2 protein-coding genes are annotated in these 1,492 nt (G+C 55.4%); both read right to left on the bottom strand.

Translation table 11 applies throughout. The features are described 5' to 3' along the window. On the bottom strand, window positions 1–617 hold a 617-nt coding region (locus tag ACXJ5O_RS26735), incomplete at its 3' end, for a nucleotidyl transferase AbiEii/AbiGii toxin family protein (RefSeq protein ID WP_457302550.1). Beyond that, window positions 598–1,338 (bottom strand): DUF6088 family protein, encoded by a 741-nt coding sequence (locus ACXJ5O_RS26730; RefSeq protein ID WP_457302549.1) that lies wholly within the window; start codon window positions 1,336–1,338, stop codon window positions 598–600. The genes ACXJ5O_RS26735 and ACXJ5O_RS26730, both read right to left, overlap by 20 nt. Window positions 1,339–1,492: the final 154 nt, after the last annotated feature.

Here is a 1,492-nt window from a genome sequence, read left to right as displayed (position 1 = left end):
ATGTAGGGAATGATCCGCCGCGACTCCGTAGGTAAGGGATCGGGGCGCGCTCCGCCTTCGATGCGCACCGCCGCCTCGACATAGCCGCCGCTCATATCGAAGACACTTTTGTATCCCACGATGAGAATATCGAGCGCTTCTTTTTTCCGGTACGAATCGTAACCGAAGCCGAGCGAGAAGTGTCCCGTTTGTCCGCTCGCTCCTTCGATCGCGGCGATTTCCTGGGCCAGCAAGTCTTTGAGGGGTCCCGACATATATCGCCGTGCAGCCTCGTCCACCTGATCCGCCAGTGCTTTCTGTTGCTGATTGACAGTAGGAAGTGCGGCGATGTCAGCCTCAAGCGGGACTTTCAGGTCCGACTTGTAGATGCCGATGTCAATATCCTCGGAGAATCGCTTGATTAGACCATAAGCCTTGCTGAGACTGGTGCCGCCCTTGAAGTAAAGACCGATTGGATCGCTAGGGCGTCTATTGAACAGGAAGTCGAGCACCCAACAGACATACAGATCCTTCTCGATATTCTCGGCCCGCGTCTCAAGGTCAGAAGCAGCGGTTGAGAACAGTGCTCTGCGCTCGTCAGCGCTGGAGCGAAGGACTTCAATGAAGTTCTGGCGCATGTTCATCCTTGGCATCGTCGTTCGTTGGATCGCCGTCCACCTCCGCAGCGTGCAAGCCGCGGGTTATGGTTTCCACAGCTGGGTACATCCAGGCGGGGATAGAATGGATGTTTTCACGCAGATCCTGGATAATCGGCTGCCTGTGCGGGCTTCGTCCCAAGTAGCGGACGATACTATCGACAACGGCATCCAGATTGGATCGCTCATCCCGAAACCAGTGGAGGGCTTGGATCACTCGCATTGCCGGGCGGCCCGCCCAAAAAGCCGTCTTTGCCGAAATGCGCTTGAAGTCCAAGATATAGATAACCGGCTTTGTGGCATGCGGATCACCGGCATTAGCCTCGATCTCGATAGTTCGGGGATAGGTGTCCGCATAGATTGTTGATCGGGCCGGAACAGCCGTCGTCAAACCAAGGTCGTTCGCGGCGGTCATACCGTCCACGAGGACACGCAGCTTGTCGCGCCGGGCAATCGCATCGATGAATGAGGCGCGCGGCGGAAAGACCATTTTTCCCGTCAACTGGCTGATGCCTGGTTTGTCGTACAAGCCTCGATACGGGCGGCGGATGTCGCCGCGACTGGTTAGCCTCTGCAGTGCTTTTTCGACGGCGTTCGGCGTCCCTATATCGAGGAAATCGGCTCGCGACCAAACGCCCGAAGGTGCCGTGCTGGCGATCCGGTCGTGGATGCGTTCCAGTGTATCGGATGTTGGATCCGGCATGAGGGGCCCTACTTTCTGACCGAAGATTATATACAAATTTTGGTCACTGACAAGCAAAGTGGTTTACTGACCAATTTTTATATCTAAAGATTGGTCAGTACATACTCAGATCAGGCTTTCATGCAGTGCTTCTGAAATCGGATCGAAGGGAAGT

The sequence above is a fragment of the Phyllobacterium sp. P5_D12 genome, from assembly GCF_054049495.1.
The sequence above is the reverse complement of the archived record's forward strand: the minus strand, read 5'-3'. Positions and strand labels throughout refer to the sequence as shown.

Coding starts and splice junctions, on each gene's coding strand:
- ACXJ5O_RS26730 (WP_457302549.1), bottom strand. CDS start 1,338: ATGCCGGATCCAACATCCGATACACTGGAACGCATCCACGACCGGATC.